The 20,159-nt window shown below is 29.3% G+C and carries 17 protein-coding genes; 4 read left to right on the plus strand and 13 right to left on the minus strand.

The window, feature by feature from the left end; all coding sequences use genetic code 11:
• Positions 1-329: 329 nt before the first annotated feature.
• The 11 genes from OWK30_RS00640 to OWK30_RS00690 all read right to left on the minus strand — a co-directional run bounded on the left by OWK30_RS00640 (position 330) and on the right by OWK30_RS00690 (position 12,948).
• Complete coding sequence (locus OWK30_RS00640; protein ID WP_423322563.1) at positions 330-1,847, minus strand: 2Fe-2S iron-sulfur cluster-binding protein; 1,518 nt, start codon at positions 1,845-1,847, stop codon at positions 330-332.
• A gap of 7 nt (positions 1,848-1,854) precedes the next feature.
• A complete protein-coding gene (locus tag OWK30_RS00645) occupies positions 1,855-2,592 on the minus strand; it encodes an amino acid ABC transporter ATP-binding protein (RefSeq protein WP_423322565.1) in 738 nt (245 codons plus the stop codon).
• Entirely contained in the window at positions 2,585-3,526 is a 942-nt protein-coding gene (locus OWK30_RS00650) for an amino acid ABC transporter permease (RefSeq protein ID WP_423322567.1), read from the minus strand. Before OWK30_RS00650 ends, OWK30_RS00645 begins: the two co-directional genes overlap by 8 nt.
• 60 nt (positions 3,527-3,586) lie before the next feature.
• Positions 3,587-4,396, minus strand: a complete 810-nt coding sequence (locus tag OWK30_RS00655; protein ID WP_423322569.1) for a transporter substrate-binding domain-containing protein — start codon at positions 4,394-4,396, stop codon at positions 3,587-3,589.
• Between the two features lie 9 nt (positions 4,397-4,405).
• Positions 4,406-4,558, minus strand: a complete 153-nt coding sequence (locus OWK30_RS00660; RefSeq protein ID WP_423322571.1) for a hypothetical protein — start codon at positions 4,556-4,558, stop codon at positions 4,406-4,408.
• A gap of 219 nt (positions 4,559-4,777) precedes the next feature.
• Positions 4,778-6,139 (minus strand): CheR family methyltransferase, encoded by a 1,362-nt coding sequence (locus tag OWK30_RS00665; RefSeq protein ID WP_423322573.1) that lies wholly within the window; start codon positions 6,137-6,139, stop codon positions 4,778-4,780.
• The gene (locus OWK30_RS00670; protein WP_423322575.1) at positions 6,132-7,508 is read right to left on the minus strand and encodes a hypothetical protein; all 1,377 of its coding nucleotides are present in this window, start codon (positions 7,506-7,508) and stop codon (positions 6,132-6,134) included. Before OWK30_RS00670 ends, OWK30_RS00665 begins: the two co-directional genes overlap by 8 nt.
• A complete protein-coding gene (locus tag OWK30_RS00675) occupies positions 7,501-8,487 on the minus strand; it encodes a chemotaxis protein CheB (RefSeq protein ID WP_423322577.1) in 987 nt (328 codons plus the stop codon). The genes OWK30_RS00670 and OWK30_RS00675 overlap by 8 nt, the downstream gene beginning before the upstream one ends.
• On the minus strand, positions 8,484-10,400 hold the full coding sequence (locus OWK30_RS00680) for a hybrid sensor histidine kinase/response regulator (RefSeq protein ID WP_423322579.1): 1,917 nt from the start codon (positions 10,398-10,400) through the stop codon (positions 8,484-8,486). The genes OWK30_RS00675 and OWK30_RS00680 overlap by 4 nt, the downstream gene beginning before the upstream one ends.
• 5 nt (positions 10,401-10,405) lie before the next feature.
• Complete coding sequence (locus OWK30_RS00685; RefSeq protein WP_423322581.1) at positions 10,406-12,535, minus strand: methyl-accepting chemotaxis protein; 2,130 nt, start codon at positions 12,533-12,535, stop codon at positions 10,406-10,408.
• Entirely contained in the window at positions 12,532-12,948 is a 417-nt protein-coding gene (locus OWK30_RS00690) for a chemotaxis protein CheW (RefSeq protein WP_423322582.1), read from the minus strand. Before OWK30_RS00690 ends, OWK30_RS00685 begins: the two co-directional genes overlap by 4 nt.
• 47 nt (positions 12,949-12,995) lie before the next feature.
• Between OWK30_RS00690 and OWK30_RS00695 the strand changes: the two genes are divergently transcribed.
• Positions 12,996-14,024, plus strand: a complete 1,029-nt coding sequence (locus OWK30_RS00695) for an AI-2E family transporter (protein ID WP_423322583.1) — start codon at positions 12,996-12,998, stop codon at positions 14,022-14,024.
• Between the two features lie 90 nt (positions 14,025-14,114).
• Here OWK30_RS00695 and argJ read toward each other — a convergent pair whose 3' ends face one another.
• Together argJ and argC are read right to left on the minus strand one after the other, a co-directional pair.
• Complete coding sequence (gene argJ / locus OWK30_RS00700) at positions 14,115-15,323, minus strand: bifunctional glutamate N-acetyltransferase/amino-acid acetyltransferase ArgJ (protein ID WP_423322585.1); 1,209 nt, start codon at positions 15,321-15,323, stop codon at positions 14,115-14,117.
• A 9-nt stretch (positions 15,324-15,332) separates the two neighbouring features.
• The gene (gene argC / locus OWK30_RS00705) at positions 15,333-16,334 is read right to left on the minus strand and encodes an N-acetyl-gamma-glutamyl-phosphate reductase (RefSeq protein WP_423322587.1); all 1,002 of its coding nucleotides are present in this window, start codon (positions 16,332-16,334) and stop codon (positions 15,333-15,335) included.
• Between the two features lie 272 nt (positions 16,335-16,606).
• Between argC and OWK30_RS00710 the strand changes: the two genes are divergently transcribed.
• The 3 genes from OWK30_RS00710 to lysA all read left to right on the plus strand — a co-directional run bounded on the left by OWK30_RS00710 (position 16,607) and on the right by lysA (position 20,144).
• Positions 16,607-18,529 carry an AAA family ATPase gene (locus OWK30_RS00710; RefSeq protein ID WP_423322589.1) on the plus strand — a complete coding sequence of 641 codons (1,923 nt, stop codon included), beginning with the start codon at positions 16,607-16,609 and terminating at the stop codon, positions 18,527-18,529.
• A complete protein-coding gene (locus OWK30_RS00715) occupies positions 18,519-18,785 on the plus strand; it encodes a DUF167 domain-containing protein (protein WP_423322591.1) in 267 nt (88 codons plus the stop codon). Before OWK30_RS00710 ends, OWK30_RS00715 begins: the two co-directional genes overlap by 11 nt.
• 105 nt (positions 18,786-18,890) lie before the next feature.
• Positions 18,891-20,144 carry a diaminopimelate decarboxylase gene (gene lysA, locus OWK30_RS00720; RefSeq protein ID WP_423322726.1) on the plus strand — a complete coding sequence of 418 codons (1,254 nt, stop codon included), beginning with the start codon at positions 18,891-18,893 and terminating at the stop codon, positions 20,142-20,144.
• The last annotated feature ends 15 nt before the right edge of the window (positions 20,145-20,159 follow it).

Raw genomic sequence — 20,159 nt, forward strand, 5'->3', positions numbered from 1 at the left:
TGAGTTTTTCAAGAGGTGGTACTTGAGGTGCTACTTCATGTAGTATCGAGGATCGATACAAAAAAGATAAAAATAAAAATAAAAAGAAAACTGAAAAGAAAAAATAATACAAGTTTGTTGCTTTTTTATCAATATCGCACAGTATATAGTTAAATATTATGAACGCACGTTTGTGTGTTTAAGGTATTGATAATGAAGAGGGATTACTTCAGAGTTTACGCTCTTTGTGATGACGTAGAAAATACTATTACCATGATAGTCATTGGGCAACCATTTGTTTATTAATAATTGTTAACTTGAAGCGTTTTTATTGTGCAATGATATCTTGTTCATTTCTTTAAAATAGAGTTGAAATTATCATTTTTGTATAATTCAATTGTATTGACTTCTTTAAACTGGTTATTAATGTATGTAGATACTGATTTGTAACCAAAAAATTTTATTGATAATAACGCAGGATCTCCGCTGAAAAAAGAAACTTTCTTGCTGAATTTTTTTGGGAAAAAACCTAGGTTAATAAAGGCTGTGCCTGCTTCTTCAATATCCTGAAAGCTGTAAATTATGATATTGGATATTTTCCCTACAAATTTTTCACAGTATTTTAGTAAAGCATTAATAAAATATCCTAGTTCTTTAATGATTTCAATTTGTGTTTTTGATATATATAAAGCAATTTCTTTTTTTCTATATATGTGAAATAATGGTTCGTTGTCTCTTTTTGAAATTTTCACCAATATTTCGATGGGTATTTTATCAAGGAGGTCATTTCTATCTTTAAACTGGAAGTTATCATCAATAATTCCATAATTCTTTAAATTTGCTAATGTTTTAAAAATTACTTTTGGGCTTAAGGAGTCTGGTTCAAAATAATTATCTTTGATAGTTAGTTCTTTAAAATCTTCTGAAATATCTATTATAGGGTTTAGACCTGTTGAAAAAAGAAATTCTGTGTCAATTGAAGTTGATATATATTTTGTATCAAGCACAAACAACTGATTATCTTTTTTGTAATAGATGGTTTTGAGATTGTCTAAGGGTATGAGTAACGATTCGTTTTGTAAATTTAGCAGTCTAAAAAAAGTAAGTAAATTGGATGGATTTTCAAGAGGTTGAATTATTTCGCAAAACATTTCACCAATATTAAAGGTATAATAACTGATAAGATTTAACAGATGTGTACCATTATAAGTATTTTTATCTAATATAATTAGGATTCTGTCAATATCAGGGATATCCACATAGTTGTAAATAAAGTCAGAAATTAGGTTATTGTCTATTATGTCAATCAGTGGCTCATCTGTTTTTACATAACCATCAAAGGATACATTGCCTATGCTTGCGCTATATACAAAATACTTAATACCTTTAGGATACTGAATAAGTATGAGCCCGTCTTTTAATACGGTTAGTTCATCAGCTGTTTCAATAGTTGTTTTATTATTTTTTTCTTGATTATTTTTTGAAGAATCATATCTTTCGTTGTTTAAATTATTATTTACTTTTTTTACAGTGACTTTAACTATGTTTGGGTCTTCTTCTACAATCCATTCTTCAGTATCAACTATAATGTCTGATTTTACAGTATATTGACATGCTAGTCTATACCCATTTTCTAAATTTATTTTTGCAAGAACTAGTCTGTCTTTTTTTGTAGGTTTATTGATTTCTTTACCATCAGCAGAAATAATTTTTACTTTACATTTGCCACATTGCCCATTCCCTTTGCAAAGTGATTCTATATGTATATTATTTTCAATAAGAATATCATAAAGGTTAGTACCACTTTTAGCTTCAATTATAATGTTTTTGTTTTTAACATTGATCTTTACTTTTTTTGTAAAAAACATATCACCTCTATAAAATTTGTCCTAGGAATTGTTTGAGTCTATCATTTTTTGGATTAGAAAAAATTTCTTGAGGCGTATTTTCTTCTATTAATTCCCCTTCATCCATGAAAACGACTCTGTCAGCTACTTCTCTTGCAAAACCCATTTCATGAGTAACTACTACCATTGTCATCCCTTCTTTTGCAAGGGTTTTCATAACGTCTAGAACTTCACCTATCATTTCAGGATCAAGGGCGCTAGTTGGTTCATCAAAAAGCATGATTTTTGGGCGCATGGCAAGAGCTCTTGCTATAGCTACTCTTTGTTGTTGACCACCAGATAATTGTGAAGGATAACTATTTACTTTGTCTGCAAGACCAACTTTTTTTAGAAGTTGTAAAGCAATTTCTTCTGCTTCTTCTTTTTTAATCTTTTTTACAACGGTGGGTGCTAGCGTGATATTTTTTAATACTGTCATATGGGGAAACAGGTTGAATTGTTGAAAGACCATACCTACTTCTTCGCGTACTTTATTTATATTTGTTTTAGGATTAGTTAAATCAACACCATCAATTATAATTTTTCCATCGTTGATTGATTCAAGTAAATTCAATGTGCGCAAAAAAGTTGATTTTCCTGAACCACTTGGGCCTATTATTACCACAACTTCACTTCTCTTTACTTTTAGATTGATACCTTTTAATGCATGAACCCCATTAGGGTAAATTTTATGTACATTAGTTGCTTCAATTATATAATCAGTCACTTTCTGCCAACCTCCTTTCAATTAATTGAGTTAAAAAGGACAGGGAGGTGGTCAATATAAGATAAAGTGCTGCAACCGTAAACCAGACTTCAAATGGTTGAAAAGTAGAAGTAACCACTTCTCGTCCTGCCTTGGTTAAATCAGTAATTGATATTACAGATACAAGAGAAGAGTCTTTAATCAAGGAGATAAATTGTCCTGCCATAGGAGGGATTGTTCTTTTTAATGCTTGGGGTAAAATAATGTATTTCATTGTCTGGAAATAGTTCATTCCAAGACTTCTTGCTGCCTCTGTTTGCCCTTTATGGATAGATTGGATTCCTGCCCTAACAATTTCTGCCACATATGCACCAGCAAAGACTGCAAGGGCAGCAACTCCTGCGGTAAATCTGTTTAGCTGTAAAACAGTACCAATAAAAAAATAAAAAATAAATATTTGTACTAGAAGCGGAGTTCCTCTAATAAGCTCAATGTATGTAATGGCAAGTTTTTTCAATGCCGGATTTTCAGATATTCTCATTAATCCGGTGATGATTCCTATTAGAATAGCAAAAAATATTGATATTATTGATAATTTTAGGGTTATTATTAGCCCTAGTAGTAAAGGTCCTGGTTCACTTACTTTTATTTTAGCAATCACATCCCCTTCGAATATAAGGTCATTATCTGAAACAGTAATATAACTATATTTTTTAATAATCTCTTTTTCACCACTATCTGAAACAATAATTAATTTTTTCCCTTCAAGTTTTACAGTACCATCAAAAGGTGCTCTTATTTCTTTGTCATAAACGTGCCAAACAAATTGCAACACTCTGTCCCAACGCCAAATATAATTTATTTGTTTTGTTGAAAAATAAAAAAATGAACCTATTGCTATAAGAATTAGAACAAACACAACATTCCATAGAAACGCATTTCTTTTTTTATCCACTTTAATCCTCTCTTGTATATATATTAAGCCCCCTGTGGGATCAGGGGGCTGTGAGTTTTTTTATTGAACCTGTTTATGCCAGTTTGTACTTTTAAACCATTTGTTATAAATTTTGTCGTAAGTCCCATCACCTTTGATTTGCCTTAAAAAGTTATTAAGCCAGTTAAGGAAATCAGGATCACCTTTTCTAATAGCCCAACCAAGAGGCTCATATGTAAAAGGTTTATCTAAAAAGGCTACCCTATCTTTATAAAGGGAGTAGTAGTAAGCACATAATGGAAGATCATAAACAAAAGCATCTGCTTTACCATTAATGAAGTCTTGAAATGCGTCAGCTTCTGTTTCAAAAGCATTTATTTTTGCTTTGTAAATATATTTCTTTGCAGCAAAGTATCCTGTAGTTCCTAATTTAGAGGCTATAACATATTTTGGATTATTTAGGTCTTTATAACTTTTAATTTTATTTGCATCTTTTTTGTGGATAAGAAGTGTTTGACCTACAATAATATATGGATCTGCAAAATTAACTTGAAGGTTTCTTTTTTGAGTGATTGTCATTCCTGACATTATAATATCAAATTTGTCTGTAATAAGCGCAGGTATAATTCCATCCCATGCAGTATTGACAATTTTGAGTTTCACACCCATTGCTTTTGCCATAACTTTTGCAAGATCCACATCAAAACCGATAATTTCTCCGTTTTTAGCGGTCATTTCAAATGGTTTGTAGCCTGATTCAAGACCAACCCTTAATTCACCTCTTTTTAGAATTTGATTTAGGGTAGATTTTTCCCACAGGCTGTTGTCAGCGGCAAACACTAATGTTGCCATAAAAAAAACTAAAAATACTGAAAATAACACTTTTCTCATTGCATCCTCCTAATAAGATTTTCCTTCATCTAGTAATTCACTGATTACCATTTGTGTCCCACAGTCAGGACACTTTGGTATTGTTTCTTTAGGGATGTATACAATTTGTTTTCGCCCACATTTTGGACATTTAACTTCTATTGCTTCTATCCTGTCTCTCACAGCATCCTCCGATAATTATAAATGAGCTTTACTGCTGAACACGTAAAAATTAACATTAGTTAAAAAACGTGATTAACTCAAACTTTATCATACATTACTATATATTAACATACGTGTTCAGATAAACTAATTTTTCTTACTTTAAAAAGTTCTTTTAATTTTTGCAAGTACTTTGTGATTGAAAATAAAGATAAAATGTTAAGCATTATTAAAAGTGAATTATAGATTTCTTAAAAATATGTTAATTATATTTTTTAGGCTATCTCTGGTAATTTCACCTAAAAAAAACTCAATACTTTCATCAGAGTTTTCAAGAAAATAAAGTGCTTTTTCGAATCCTTTTTTAGCTTCAAGATTTTCTCCAAGGTTTTTCATGCATAATGCATAATAGTACCAACCTGAAACGGATTCTCCTTTAAGAAAAAGAGATTTTCTAAAGTTTTCCAGTGCCTTAAGGTAATCATTGTGTAAATAGTAATAAATCCCAATTAATAAAAAGGTTTCGTAGTTTAAAGGTTCGTTTTTGATGATTGTATCAAGTAGATTTTTAGCGTTTTCATAATCGTGTAATTTAATTAAACATAAAGCGCTAAATATCTTAGCTCGTAAATTTGAGGGATTGATGTTATTCGTTATCATGGAGAAATAATTGAGAGCTTCCTTTGGCCTATCCTGTGAAATTAGTTGTATACCCTTCTCAAACAGATCTGTTTCTTCTTTTTTTGAATCTCTTGGTTTTCTGATTTTTATGTCTGTAAATAAAGGCAGATGAGTTATCTTGTGTTTTGTAGTTATTGCTGGAGCCTCTTTTTTTCGAAATACAACAACTCCATTGACTTCTTCACGTTTAAAAAAATTCTTTGGGATTAAAAGGATATCGGCTGTACCAAAAATAATGAAGGCGTTTTCTTCAGCTATTTTATCTATTGTTTTTATAGCTAGTTCGATCTCGTTTTTATCTAGATAAATTAAAAGATTTCTACAATAAATTATGTGGTATGTATCTTCTGATAAGTCAAATAAATTTTCTTTGGAAAAATTAACCAATGTTTTTACGTAATTTTTTAGTTTAAAGGATTTGTCATCTATTTTGTCAAAATATTTTTCAATAAGTCTGTTATCAGTATTTCTTAAATACCATTTTTGATAGATACCTTTTTTAGCTTCATTTAATGCTTGCTCACTAATATCTATTCCTAAAATATTTATTTTATCTTTATACTCAGGTAATGATTCTAATATTTCTATGGCAATAGTGTATGGCTCGCAACCATTTGCACAACCAATAGAAATGATATTTATAGCTTTGTTGTTTTTTAGATGCTCGATTAATGACTTTAAAATAGTAAACTGGCTTTTATTCCTATAAAAGAATGACTCGTTAATAGTTAGATCTGATAAAAATTTGTATAAGGCAGATTTATCTTTTAGCAGGATATTGTAAATATTTTCTTCATTTTTGTAGGTGTTTAACCACTTGTTGATAGTTTCACGAAATTTTTCTTCTAAAGGGCCTGTGATATTCAATCCTGCAAAATTTTTAATTAGTGATTTTATGTCATTAGTAAACAAATTATTCATTCAATAATTTCTCCAACAATATCTTCTTTTCTTTTGTGGGAATCAATAAAAAATCTGGGATTTGAATATACTTTATATTGTAGTCAAAATATAATACTATTTTTTGAAAGTCAATATCTTTATAAATACCGAAATATGGATTCTCACAATTTATTATCTTTTTATTTTCTTTATCAATTAAAATCATATCATTGGTGGCGCAATAATATAATTTATCATTATTTATTAATATTAAGGATGTAGGGGTAGGATAGAAATGAAGCAAATTTTCGTGAATAAAGTTATTTAATTCATAACATATTTCATCAAAGTTTTTGTTTTGATGAATCAAATGATAGAGATATATAGATATTAACGTATGGTTGTATAGCGTTGTGATGGTGCTTATTTGATAGAATCTTCCATCAAGGTTTAAAGAATATGTGTGTGCTTTTTTAGAAATCACATTTATATTTGTATGGCTTTCATTAGTGAATATTTTATTTGATACACTGATTAATTTGTTTAAGTTTATTTTTTTGTTGGCTAATAACTCCTTATATATAAGGTTCTTAAAACTAAGATAAAATTTTTTTAAAATATTTAAAACAACGGGCAAAGAATCGTAGAGTATATGGGTATCGTGATACCTATCAAAGATAAAGAGTATTTCTCCGATATTTGTTCCTGTTATATTTATTGGTTCAGAATAAATCTGATCATTATATTCTAATTTGTATGTTTTATCTGTCATAAAGAGTTTTGTATCAGGAGGAGTATTTATTAGCTTATTTATCTCTTCTTCATTTATTGTAGTAAAAATGTAATGTTGCTCATTAATTATTAAATGTAATAAAAGTTTTTTAATATTTAGTGCGGTATTAATGAGGTTAGTCAGTTCAGTGAAGTAATTGTTAATATCGAGTATATTATCTAAAATTTTTTCAGAATAAATTGATAAGAATTTATTTATCAGTTTTTTTTCGACTTCTTCTCTAGAAATAGCCGAATTTATGAACTCTTCTTTTGTGGGAAAGGATAATATCCCTGCTTCTATTCTTTGTAAAAAAGATACAAATTGTTCAGGGGTAGATATAAAGATGTTGGATAGTGTAAAAGATAAAATAGTTTTTGTTTTAGAGTTTGAAGTTATTAAAAGAATATTATTTTTGTTTCTTTTTTTATTCTCAGATAATAAGAATAAGTAATAGATTCCTATTTCATTTAAAAAACTATTTTCTAAAATCAAAATAGTATTTGATAAAGTACCTAGATTAAAAAAATCGTTAGGTGAGTTTAGAATAATCAAGTTTTCACTATCATAAAGCTCTGATACAAATTTTTTAATAATCTGGCTATTTACAGCTATAATAATGCTTTTTCTATTCATTTTCTATATATGAGAGAATTTCTTCTGGATAAATTGTTTTGTCAGCATAAAGCAACACTGATTTTGGCATATTTTGTGCAACTGCTGTACTAGGGTTTTGCACTAAGATTTTTGCACCAAACTCTTTTGCGATTTTTATTCCTTCTTTACCGTCAAATCCCATTCCAGTCATTTGAAAGATTATGCATTTTTCCCTGAAGTATTTTGCAACAGATTCATATACTTTGTCAATGCTTGGGAAATAAAGCTGTTTTTCATTAGTGGGAGTGAGCTTGAATAACTTATTTTGGATAATGAAATTATTTGTGGTAGGAGCAATATATATCGAGTCTTTTATTTCTATATTGTCAGAAATAACGCAAACGTTTTTACTGGAAATAGATTGTAACCAATTTTTAAGACTGTTTTCAAATCCTACTTCAATATGATTTGCTACAATAATAGAAAGTTTTTCAACTTTTGATAGGGTAGGTATAAGTGTTTTTAATAATTTTGGCCCACCTGTAGAAGAGCCTAAAACTAGTACTTTACTTGTTTCAAGGTTTTTATTAATTATTGGTGTGGTAATGGAGAGAGCTTTGGAAAGATTTTTATTCAAAGGAGTAGTAAATCTAATTTTGTAAATTAGTTTTCTTATAAACTCATCGGTGATTTCTAAAGGTTTTTTTATTATTTCAACATAATAATTTAAATTAAGATGAAAACTTTTTTCGATTTCAAAATCTGAAAGAGAGGTTATCAATATTATGGGAGTGGGATGGATAGCCATTATAGCTTCTGTGACTGCATCTCCTGACATTTTTGGTAATACGAGATCAAGAATAACAATATCAGGTCTTTTTTCAGCAAATAATTTTACAGCAGAAATTCCATCGTTTGCAGTCCCTACAACGTTAATATCGTGAAATTTTGATAGTTCTTCTACCAGTGTTGTTCTAAAATAAGCTGAATCTTCAACTATAATAATATTTTTCTTCATAACAATTCTTTAATCTTTTTTAAGAAACTGTCCTTTATAAAAAATCTTTTGATAAAATAACCGTTTGCTCCTGCATCTAGGCCATTTTGTATATCTTGTTCGTTACCTTTTGAAGAAAGTATGAGAATAGGGACAGATTTATTTAGTTTACGAATATTTCTAGTAAGTGTCAAACCATCCATGAGTGGCATCTCTATGTCTGTTATAATAAAATCAATATTTTTATTTCTAAACAATTCAAAAGCTTCTACACCATTTTTTGCTATTAAAATATTGTATCCTTCATTTGTGAGTAATTCTTTTATTGTTTCTGTAATCACGGGGTTGTCATCAACAGCTAAAATGGTTTTTTTTGCATTGTTTACATAATTGTCAGTTTGAACAAATGTTTTTAATCCTTTTGTAGTAGTTTTGCTAAGTGATGAAGGATTGAGTATTCCAATCGGTTTGTTGTTATATAATGCAAATCCAACAAAATGTTTATAATTGCATTGTATCCCTTTTATTGGAACTAGATCAAATAAAATGTTTTCACCCACAGATTCCACAGCGATGACATTCTTGGTGTTTTTAAAAAATACGAGTAAATTGTCATCCGATGAATAGATTTTAAATAATTCACTTAGTTTATAAAGATTAAAAAGAGTGCCGTTTTTTTCTATTACAGAAGAGTTGTCTTTATTTGTTCTGATATTTTCAGGAATAAATTTTTCTATACTTTCAATTATTGAAATGGGGACAGCAAGATAGTGGCCAGCAGATGATAAAATTTTGCAAACCACACTTTTAAAAGTAAAAGGAATATTTATTATAAACTTTGTATATTTGCCAACTTCCGATTCTATTTCAACATATCCTCCAATTTCTTCAATTCTTTCTTTTACTATACTGAGACCAATTCCTCTGCCGCTAATTTCATCCACTTCTAAGGATGTGCTAAAGTTTTCGTTAAATAATAAATTATAAATATCTTCTTTTTTTAATTTTTGGATATCGTTAGGTTGAATTAAGCCATTTTCAACCCCTTTTTCAACTATACTGCTAAGGTTTATACCTTTACCATCATCGGTAATAATTATGTGTATTCTGTCTGATACCTGTTTATATTGTATTGTAATTTTACCGGTTTTAGGTTTACCATATTTTAATCTTTCTTCAGGATGTTCTATTCCATGGTATACGGCATTTCTAATAATGTGTGTGAGTATTTCATTGGTGATATTTAAGATTTCTTCATCTACCTCTACATTTGAATTTATTATTTCCAGTTTAACATTTTTGGATAATTTAGTTGCAGTGAGATGTGCTATATTTTTTAATTTTTCATCAAGAATGCTAAATGTGGTTAGATTTAATCTGTTGAGCTGATATCCAATTTTTTCAAGCTGTTCCAACAGCCTATTTTTTATAAAACCTTTTATTTGGATATTACTTAGAAGGTCGTAAATATGTGTGTTAAGTTTCTGAAATTCTGTTTTTAAAGATACTACTTTTTCTGGTGCGATAGTTTTGGTTGTTATTATGTTTTCTTGATTATTTTTATATTTTTTTTCTTTGATCACATTGCTTTTGAGTAATTTATCAATCTCGTTAATGATATTATTTGGATTTTCCAGATTTTTTGGTATTTTTTCTAACAAGTTTACAATTTCTATTATTTTGATTTTGTCATTGTCTTCAATATCATACTTTGTTAATCTTTGAAAATAATTTTCAAGGTCATGGAAAATATCGGTAAGATTGTGTAGTCCTAATATTCCTGAAGAGCCTTTTAATGTGTGAAGTTCTTTTACGATTTTTGTAAGATACTCTTTTTCTTCAGTTTCAAAAAAATTATTAATAAATGTTCTTATGTTATTTATATGAGTTGTTAATTCTTCAGTGAATATTTTAAAGAGTTTTTTGTCATCCATTGTTTTTAGCTTTTCAACTTATTAATAACGTCAATAGTTTCTCTTAATGTTTTTGCTACAGCTTTGATATCTTGTGCTGTTTGCAATGTTTCGTTGGCGGATTTTAAAGCATCGTTCATGGCTGCAAGCATTTCGTTGGAAGTGTTGGAAATATCATTTGTAGCTTGTTTAAGGTCTTTAATTGCATTAATAATTTCATGTAAATTGGAGTTTAAGTCTTGAATTTCTAAGAAGATTTTTTCAAAATTTTCAGACAACGATTTTACGTCTTCGTAACCCTCTTCAATATTTTTTATAGTTTCTTCAACAATCATTACTGATGATGTAGAAAATGAACTAATGGTTTCTATTTTATTTTCGATATCAGATGTAAATTTGTAGGTTTTTTCAGAAAGCTCTCTTATTTCTTCAGCAATTATTTTAAAGCTTTCTTTGTTTGAATCTTCTCTTACGGCTTCTATAGATGCATTTAAAGAAAGTATATTTGTATGTTCTGAAATCTCATAAATGGTTTTTAGTATTTTTCTGATTTCATTAGTTTTTTGATTTAAATTATTTGTAATCTCGAATACTTTATTGATTTTATTAGTTAATTCTTTCATTCCTTCATTGGATTCGGTTATTTTTTCTTCAGTTTTTTTTGTCTCTTCATTTATTGCATCACTTTTGTTGGTAATGTTATTTAAAGATGATAATATTTGTTCTGTAAAAGTGTTTAACTCCATTATGGAAGTGTTTGTTTCTGAAATACTTGTATTTTGCTGTGAAAGCATTGAGCTTAGAGTAGAAGCTGAAGCTTCAAGCTCTGATGAAGAGTTATTAAGGTGAATAACTGCTTCTTCTATATTCATTACAATTTTTTGCAGCTTATTTGCTCTTTCTTCTTGAATCAAATTATCTTTTTTCTGGTTAGATATATCATTAAATGTAATAAGATAACCGATTAATTTATTTTGATTGTCAAGGATTTTACCCAATCGTACGATATAATAAGCATCATATTTTGGGTCGTATAACTCAAATCTATATTTTTGTTTTAGTGAATTGACAAATTTATCGATATGTTCTTCTAATATTTTCATTGATTCAGGGACAAGATCTAAGAGGTTGTAATTTTTATCGTTATCAAGCTCAAATAATTTGTCAAAGTTTTTGTTTCGATAATTTATGTTGAAAGATTTATCAAATACTGCCACAGGGATTGGTAGTCTTGATAAAATGGTATTTACTTTTATTTCTTCCTGATGGAGCTCATTTAAGGTTTCTTCTGCTGCTTTTGCAATTATATCATATTCATAAATTGAAAAATTTCCAAATCTCAAATCTCTACTTCCAGCTTGGATTCTTTTAAAGTTTGCAAAAATATCAAACAATGGTTTTGTTGTAAATCTAATGAAGAAAATCTCACTTATTAGCCAGATTAAGTATAGTAAAATTATAAGTATGATTATTGATGAAATTTTTGCGTTTGTGATTGGTAAAAATGAGCTTAGGCTTAAATATATTTTTAGGCCTGCTTCGGGGATGTTTAGCTCTATTTGCGAATTCTTTCTAGTGATAACTTCTGATGATTTGATTGATTTGTTATATTCATCATATAAAATTTTTGTGGAATAATTTATTTGCATGTTTATGAAGGGATGTTTTATATCGAGGTTGATTTTTTTCACGAATTGGTAAATTAAATCATTGTTATCAAGTAGTAAGTACCTATTTATTATTAATGAATTGTTCTTGATATAATAATATGTTACTAATTTATTTTGACTCAAAAGTTTTAGTAAGTCTTCTGGTAATGATTTACTAGCGTTTGAATTTAATGGAGAAAATATTTCTTTGTTATTTCTATATTGAAACAATGAATAGTTGTATTTTTTTATATCATTTTTAAAATCATCGACATCTTTTTTGCTTACGAGCTTTTCAGAGAGTGCTTGAAACCCAATTTGTTCAGAATTAACAACAGACTCAATTGTGGTTTTGATATTCTTTCCCATGGAAATCAGGAATTGTTGAGCGATGCTATTCATCAGATTAGTTATAATAGTGTAAAAAATTAATGAAAATATACCGAAAAGAAGTGTAAGAGCGATGATTCTAAAAATCAGTACGTTTTTTAAACTTATCCGTTTCATTTTTCCCCCTTTGTTAAGGTGTTTACTAAATCTTCCTTGATTTTGTCTAAGTTTAATAAATAAACAGTTTCTTTTTCAAACTTATGTTCTTCTTTTATGAATTCGCATGAAGTGGACTTTTCTACTTGATTATCTAAATTTTCACTGAGATGCATTTTTCCGTCGGAAGTTAGTATGAAGTCATACGGAGGAGTTAATATTATAAGGTATTTGGATATTGATACAGAGTTGGATTCCGAGAAAAAAGAAGATAAATTTATTACTGGATATAACTCACCTTTGATATTTGTTATTCCTAATAAAAAATCATTTTGTAACGGTATAGGATAGATATAATTGATCAAACTAATATTCTTTATATAATTAGCACCTAACGCAAACTTTAAATTCATATTTTGAAAAATTAAGTACATGGTTAAATCAACTTCAAATTATTAACTAAATGTGTTATAAGTATAACATGAAAATTATAAAAATTGAAATAGATTTTAAAAAATTTTTGTTTATCCTGTTACTTTTTTTAATTTTTTATTTATTGAAAAAAATAGATGTGATGCTTGCACCTTTTGCAATAGCTTTTTTTGTTGCTTATTTACTAGATCCTATTGTGGATAAATTGGAGAGCTTGAAAATTAATAGGACATTGGCTGTTTTAGTTGTTTTTATTCTTTTTTCATTAGTAGTGATTATTCTTTTAATGTTTTTTATTCCATTGTTAATTACAGAGATTAACCAGATTATAATGAAAGTTCCAATATATATACAAAAATTAGATGTAAAGTTAAAGAGTGTTGAACTATATCCTCAATATAAGGTTTATATTGAGGAAGTTAAAGAAGTGTTTTTAAAAAACTTAGGTAAAATCTCAAGCATTATGATTCAGGTTTTAAATTTTTTTAAAGCGTCGATGGGAGGTGTTTTGAATTGGATATTGCTTTATTCAATTGTTCCTATATTAATTTTTTATTTTTTAAAAGATTTTGATCTTATAGTTAAGAAACTTAAAGAAGTTGTCCTGAAAAAAGGGAGTGATGAGCTAGTTTATAAAGGAGAACAGTTTAACAAAATATTAAAAAGTTATTTTAGAGGACAGTTTATTGTCTCATTATGTTTAGCTATAATGTACAGCGTAGTTTTGCTTTTGATAGGAATTGATGGGGCACTATTTATAGGAATAACTGCAGGGTTTTTAAGTATGGTTCCATATTTGGGATTTGTCATTGGTTTTCTTTCGTCATTAATTTTTGCAATAATTCAGTTCCAGGATATTTTGCATCCAATTTTGGTGATGTTGGGTTTTACAGTTGTTCAGATTATTGAAAGTAATTTTCTTACTCCTAAGATAATTGGTGAAAGCCTTGGATTACATCCGGTGGTTGTTATATTCTCTATAATGGCAGGTGGATTTTTGTTTGGTATATCTGGTATGATTTTCTCGTTACCTATAGCTGCTTTTATCAAAGTGCAATTAGATGACTATTTACAGTAAAGGTATATGTGTAAGTGTGAGTGAAAGTATAAAATATGAAAATTATAAACTCATTCACCAACGTCTACATCAAACTTTTGCCTATACAGTTTATGTCCTGTAATCAGCGTTGATTTTTACATAATCGTATGAGAAATCACATGTATATACTGTTTTTGAGGAATTTCCCATTTTTAGATCTATTGTAATGGTAAATTTATTTTTTTTCATTATTTCGTAAGCTTTGTCTTCTAATTTAGTATCTATTAGTGTGCCGTTTGTAACATATTTTAGATTGTCAAAGTATATATCTACGTTGTCTTCATTGAATTCTACCATGGAAGCGCCGATTGTTGCCATCAATCTGCCCCAATTAGGATCTGAGCCAAAAAACATTGTTTTGCAAAGAGGAGAATTGGCAATTTTGAAAGCACATTTTTTTGCATCATCATAGCTTTTTGCATTTTTAACCGTAATTGTTATAAATTTTGTAGCTCCTTCACCGTCTTTTACAATCATTTTTGCAAGTTCACTACACACAAAATTCAATGCTTCTGTAAAAAGCTCATAATTGTTTCCGTGATTTACATCAATTCCACTCATACCGTTGGAGAATAGGAAGACAGAATCATTTGTGCTCATATCACCATCTACAGTGATACTGTTGAAGCTGTTTTCTACAGCTGAAAGGAGTGCTTCATCCTGAATTTTTTTATCAATTAGGGCATCTGTAGTAATAAAAGCAAGCATTGTAGCCATATCTGGAGCAATCATTCCTGCTCCTTTAGCAACACCACCAACTACAAATGCACCATTCTCAGTTTCCACTAATACAGCTAACTTTTTAGGCTTGGTATCAGTTGTAAGTATTGATTCAGAAAAGTTTGAATCTTCATCGTCAAGATTTTCTACAAGTTTATTTACAAATTGAAGCATTTTTTCAGTTGGAAGATTAACTCCTATTACTCCTGTGGATGCCATAAGTAATGAATTATCTGGTAATTTGAGAATATTTTCAGCTTTTTTACAGATTTCTTTTGTGTCATCATAGCCTTTTTTCCCCGTACATGCGTTGGCATTTCCACTGTTTACTATAATACCGTAGAAGTCAGATTGTTCGTCAAGTAGTTTCATATCATAAATGACAGGGGCAGCTTTTACTTTGTTTTTGGTAAAGGTAGCTGAGACTTGACATGGTACATCACTAATTAAAAGTCCGTAGTCTTTTTTCGTTGAGCCTGTTCCTTTTATGTCAATATTGATTCCTGCTGTTTGAAAACCTAAAGGGGTAGCAACACCACCATCTTTTATTAAAATCATAATTGCCTCCTATAAAAGTCCGAGAGTTTCATTAAAATCTAATACAATATTCATATTTTGGACAGCCTGTCCACTTGCCCCTTTTACCAGATTATCTATACATGAAACGATTACAACTCTGTCTTTTCGTTTAAAAATGGCGATGTCAATATAGTTTGTGTTTACTACGTTTTTTATTGCTGGGATTTTACCTTTGTTATAAATCCTTACAAATGCAGAGTTTGAATAATAATCAAATAGGCATTGATAAAGTATTTCGATATTTTTATCACTTTTTGTATAAATAGTTGACTCAATACCTCTTGTTATAGGTAGTAAATGGGGAGTGAAAACCAAGTCGATATTTTTATCTGTTCTTTTTAGTATAAAATCAATTTCTGATTCATGTCTGTGAGATAATATCCCATATGGTTTGAAGTCCTCATTTACTTCGCAAAAGTGAGTTTTTTCTATTGGTTTTTTCCCTGCACCACTGACACCTGATTTCGAATCAACAATAATTTCTTCAGTAATAAGTCCTTCTTTTAAAAGAGGGAAAAGAGGTATGATTATGCTTGTAGGGTAACAACCTGGATTTCCAATTAGTTTAGAATTTTGAATATCTTTTTTAAAAATTTCTGGGATACCATAGGCTGCTTTTTTGCAAAGTTCTGGATATTTATGTTTTGTACTATAAGCGATTTCGTATATTGTAGTATCGCTGTATCTGAAATCAGCGCTTAAATCTATTACCACTTTACCTTTTTGGTAAAAAAGGTTTGCTGCCTCCATAGATGCTGAGTGTGGTAAACAGAGAAACACAATATCACAACTATCTATAATTTTTTCATAATCATTAGGTTCTATTTTATTGTCAAAAATATTAGTTAGTTGAGGATAGAGAATTGAATAAGGTGTGCCTGCATACGTATCACTTGTTATGTTACGGATATGAATTTTAGGGTGTTTTAAAAGAATTTTTATAAGTTCAAAACCTGTATATCCTGTGGCTCCAATAATGGCTGCGTTCATTTATTCCTCCTAAGAGTAATTCTAATTTATGCAATGAATTTTATTATACTTAAAAGATATTCAATTTAAAAGTTTATTTTCATAAAAATAAGATAGCACAATTCATAAGGATTTTTCCATAAACAACAAAGTGTGACTTCTTGAAAATTAATACAAATTATATTGGTAACAAATAATGTGGTGATGGTAGTTTTTTATTATTGGGCCTGAGGTGTGTAGCGGATTTTTTATTTTAAATTTGATAAATTTACAATTCGTGATATAATTTCATTATGAGTAGAAAAACGAAGGTTATTACCATTACTAGTGGTAAAGGTGGAGTTGGCAAGACTAATATTTCATTAAATCTTTCCATTGCTCTAACAAAGTTAAATTATAAAGTTGCCTTGTTGGATGCTGACTTGGCTCTTGGAAATGTAGATTTGCTTATTGGCTCAAAACCTAAATATACTATAGAAGATATTGTAAAAAGGGATATTCCTATTGATGAAATTATTATTGAGCATGATAAATTGCCAAATTTTTCGCTTATACCTGCGGGAAGCGGGATTTTAGAGCTAACTAGATTAACTAATAAAGAAAGAAATAAGCTTAAAAATGAGATTAGCAAGATTAAATTATTGTATGATTTTTTGGTAATAGATACTGGGGCAGGTATATCTAGTGAGATAATCTCTTTTATTAAACTTGCCGATGAAGTTATTGTAATTTTGTTACCAGAAGTAACATCTATTAAAGACAGTTATTCTGTTTTAAAAGTATTAAAAGAAAAAGGAGTTTTTAAGAATTATAGGATTTTAATAAATAGAGCAAAGTCAAAGCAACAAGTAGCGACTATTTTTGAGAAATTTAAAGATACAGTGAGAAAGTTTTTACAGATAGACGTTCAACTTTTAGGTTTTTTACCAGATGAAGAGAATTTCCAAGAGTCTGTTAACAGACAGATACCTCTTTTAAATTTATATCCAAATTCAGTTGCTGCTAAATTGTTAAAATATTATGCTAACCTTATTGCTGTTGATAATAATCTGAAAGGTATAGAAATAGATGAGCTATTTGATAGTATTGTAAAAGAAGAAACAAAAAGTTTAGAACGGCAAATTGAAGAAAATGAAGAGGTGCAAGAGGTTGTTGATTTAAATCTATGTGTTGCTCAGATAGAAAAAAAACTTGCAAAGATTATTGAAGAAACTAACGAACTTTTAAAATTTAGTAAACTATTAAAAAGACAAATCAGAGCTGAGCTTGTATCTGAATCGTTTTTTAATGAGTTTAAAATTGGTTCAGAGCTTGTTTTTGTTGAAAACAAAGTGAAGTTTTATAGCTCTAAAATTATAGGTTGGGATTTTGGAAAGTATTTGATATGTGAAACGAGTAGAGATATTGACAAATTGTTTGAGATGTATGATGTTGTTACTGCGAGATATTCTTTTGAAGATTCTCTAGTTGAATTTAAGACCAAAATTTTTGGAGAAATTGAATCATCAAATTTGATATTGATTTCTTATCCTAAAGATTATTTAATTACAAAACTTAGAGACTATAAAAGGATTATTGTTAAAATACCATGTAACATTAATTATAAAGGTATAAAGCTGTTAAGTGCAATAATTCTTGATTTGAGTGTAAAAGGAGCTCTGATTCATGTTAATTATCCATGTGACATTGGAGATTGTCTTAGATTAAATTTTATCCTTCCAAATGGGAAAGAAATTAAAAATGTTCAAGCAGTGATTCGAAACGTTAGAGACAAGAACAGGTACGGTATTTTATTTACAGAAATTTCAGCTTTATATGTAAGAAGAATTGAAAGATTTATAGATATTTATTATCGATTATTTGCTAGTAAAACAAATGAGAAGAGGTTAGAAAAAATATCAGGGGAGCTAAAAGATTTTTCGTTTTTTGATATTATACAAATTTCTTCAGCTTCAACAAAAAATATAATGATTGAGTTTTTTTCAGAAAGTGGAGAAGGAAAAATATATTTTAAAAATGGCCGGATAGTCCATGCAGTTATTGATAACAAAGAAGGTGTTGATGCTTTTTACGAAATTTCTATGATGAAGGATGGTGAGTTTTATATTAATGAGTTTGAAGAGGATATAAAAGAGACAATAGACGTGAAAACGGATGTTTTATTGTTAAACAGTGCATACTTTACTGATGTGAAAGGTCGAAAGAATGGGGATTAGAATTACTCTTTATATTCAACCTGGAGCAAAAAAAAGTGAATATGTTGATTTTTTTAATGGGATGCCAAAAATAAGAATAGTATCCTCTCCAGTGGAAGGTGCTGCAAATAAAGAGTTGATTAAGTTCTTGTCTAAGAAACTGGGAATAAGTAAGTCAAAGGTTAAAATTATACGTGGGGAGAAGAGTAGAGTAAAAACACTAGAAATCGATTTTGATATAACAGAGGATGAGTTTATTAAAATAATTAAAGGATGATTTATTTTTTAATTTTTTAGGCTAGATTAGCTTAAAATCGTTATAACCTTTGACAAAAATACCTTTAAATGTTAAATGAAAAATAAAAAATGTAGGGAGATTAAAATGAACCACTTCCATTATACGAACGGTGAAATGTATTGTGAGAATGTACCATTAAAGAAGATTGCAGATGAAGTGGGGACTCCATTTTATGTGTACAGTGCAGCAGCTTTTAGAAAGCATTTTGAAGATTTTGATGCGAGTTTCAAAAAAGTTCCTCACATTATCTGTTTTGCAGTCAAAGCAAACTCTAACCTTGCTGTATTGAACTTGTTAGGGAAGCTTGGTTGTGGTGCTGATATTGTTTCTGGAGGGGAGTTATATCGAGCACTAAAAGCTGGAATTGATAGCAAAAAGATTGTTTATGCTGGTGTTGGAAAAACAGAAGAGGAGATTGAGTTTGCCTTAAAGTCAGATATTTTGATGTTTAATATTGAATCACTTCAGGAGCTTGAAAAGATTAATGTAGTGGCAAAAAGATTAAATAAAAAAGCAAGAATCGCTTTAAGAGTTAATCCAAATGTGGATCCAAAAACTCATCCATATATTTCTACAGGTTTGAAAAAGAACAAGTTTGGGATTCCTGTAGAAAAGGCATATCATGAATATGAATATGCAGCGAGTCTTTCAAATATTGAAGTGGTTGGTGCTCACTGTCATATAGGTTCTCAGCTTACAGATGTGTCACCATTTGTGGATGCCACAAAGATTATGGTAGAACTTGTGAAGAATCTCAAAGATAAAGGAATTGAGATAAAGTATTTGGACCTTGGTGGTGGTCTTGGAATAAAATATAAAGATGAGACGCCTCCATCACCTAAGGAGTATGCAGATAAGCTCATTGATGTGATAAAAGAAGTTGATGTAACCCTTGTGTTTGAACCAGGAAGAGTTATTGCTGGCAATGCGGGAGTTCTTGTAACAAAAGTTCTTTATACTAAAGATACAGAATTGAAAAGTTTTAAAATTGTAGATGCTGCAATGAATGATTTGATGAGACCTACGCTGTATGGTTCATATCATGAGATAAAGCCAGTTAAAGAAGGAAATTACAAAAACGTTTATGGTGATATCGTTGGGCCAATATGTGAAACAGGAGATTTTTTAGCTAAGGATAGAGATATCCCTGATTTTCAGCAGGGTGATTTGGTGGCAGTGATGAGTGCCGGCGCTTATGGTTTTACAATGAGTTCAAATTATAATTCAAGGCCAAGAGTTCCTGAAATACTTGTCAATAAAAACAAGTACTATATCGTGAGAAGAAGAGAGACCTATGATGACCTTATAGGTCCAGAATATATTCCTGAAGATTTATAGGTAAAAGAGGTGCTA

This window comes from Deferribacter abyssi, assembly GCF_049472655.1.
Classification (GTDB): Bacteria; Chrysiogenota; Deferribacteres; order Deferribacterales; family Deferribacteraceae; genus Deferribacter; species Deferribacter abyssi.

What these genes read in the sequence shown, in the direction of transcription:
- OWK30_RS00640 (WP_423322563.1), bottom strand. Translation starts at nt 1,847, where the DNA reads ATGTTTTTTACAAAAAAAGTAAAGATCAATGTTAAAAACAAAAACATT.
- OWK30_RS00655 (WP_423322569.1), bottom strand. Translation starts at nt 4,396, where the DNA reads ATGAGAAAAGTGTTATTTTCAGTATTTTTAGTTTTTTTTATGGCAACA.
- OWK30_RS00665 (WP_423322573.1), bottom strand. Translation starts at nt 6,139, where the DNA reads ATGAATAATTTGTTTACTAATGACATAAAATCACTAATTAAAAATTTT.
- OWK30_RS00670 (WP_423322575.1), bottom strand. Translation starts at nt 7,508, where the DNA reads ATGAATAGAAAAAGCATTATTATAGCTGTAAATAGCCAGATTATTAAA.
- OWK30_RS00675 (WP_423322577.1), bottom strand. Translation starts at nt 8,487, where the DNA reads ATGAAGAAAAATATTATTATAGTTGAAGATTCAGCTTATTTTAGAACA.
- OWK30_RS00680 (WP_423322579.1), bottom strand. Translation starts at nt 10,400, where the DNA reads ATGGATGACAAAAAACTCTTTAAAATATTCACTGAAGAATTAACAACT.
- OWK30_RS00685 (WP_423322581.1), bottom strand. Translation starts at nt 12,535, where the DNA reads ATGAAACGGATAAGTTTAAAAAACGTACTGATTTTTAGAATCATCGCT.
- OWK30_RS00690 (WP_423322582.1), bottom strand. Translation starts at nt 12,948, where the DNA reads ATGTACTTAATTTTTCAAAATATGAATTTAAAGTTTGCGTTAGGTGCT.
- OWK30_RS00695 (WP_423322583.1), top strand. Translation starts at nt 12,996, where the DNA reads ATGAAAATTATAAAAATTGAAATAGATTTTAAAAAATTTTTGTTTATC.
- argJ (WP_423322585.1), bottom strand. Translation starts at nt 15,323, where the DNA reads ATGATTTTAATAAAAGATGGTGGTGTTGCTACCCCTTTAGGTTTTCAA.
- argC (WP_423322587.1), bottom strand. Translation starts at nt 16,334, where the DNA reads ATGAACGCAGCCATTATTGGAGCCACAGGATATACAGGTTTTGAACTT.
- OWK30_RS00710 (WP_423322589.1), top strand. Translation starts at nt 16,607, where the DNA reads ATGAGTAGAAAAACGAAGGTTATTACCATTACTAGTGGTAAAGGTGGA.
- OWK30_RS00715 (WP_423322591.1), top strand. Translation starts at nt 18,519, where the DNA reads ATGGGGATTAGAATTACTCTTTATATTCAACCTGGAGCAAAAAAAAGT.
- lysA (WP_423322726.1), top strand. Translation starts at nt 18,891, where the DNA reads ATGAACCACTTCCATTATACGAACGGTGAAATGTATTGTGAGAATGTA.